Origin of the sequence: Polaribacter sp. BAL334, from assembly GCF_015767435.1 — a bacterium.
Lineage (GTDB): Bacteria > Bacteroidota > Bacteroidia > Flavobacteriales > Flavobacteriaceae > Polaribacter.
This window is the reverse complement of record NZ_JADWOV010000108.1, coordinates 1-301: the sequence shown is the minus strand read 5'-3', so window position 1 is coordinate 301 and position 301 is coordinate 1. Positions and strand designations below refer to the sequence as shown.

General features: G+C 37.9%; 1 protein-coding gene. It reads right to left on the bottom strand.

Annotated elements, in window-relative coordinates:
* Positions 1-157 (bottom strand): NAD(P)-binding protein (locus IU405_RS00550; protein ID WP_197436706.1); only part of this gene is annotated, 157 nt, incomplete at its 3' end.
* Positions 158-301 lie beyond the last annotated feature (144 nt).

Genomic DNA, 301 nt, shown 5'->3' with positions numbered 1-301 from the left:
GTTTTAAAATTACAGGATTATAAACACCTCCTGCAACCAAAGAAGAGGTTTGTGAATCATCTTCAAAAACCAAAAATGATTTTTTAGCATTGACCAATTCCTCTGCAAAAGCAAGTCCTGCCAAACCCAAACCCACAATGATATAGTCTATTTTCACGATACAAAAGTAAGTAAGTTTGGCAATAATTTTCAGATAATTGACTAGAGTTTGCAAATAAAGGTAGCCCTGATTGAGGCATTATTGGAGCTCTCTCGCTTTTTTGCGAGAAGCGACTGCCGAAAGCAGGAAACCTGCTTGCAG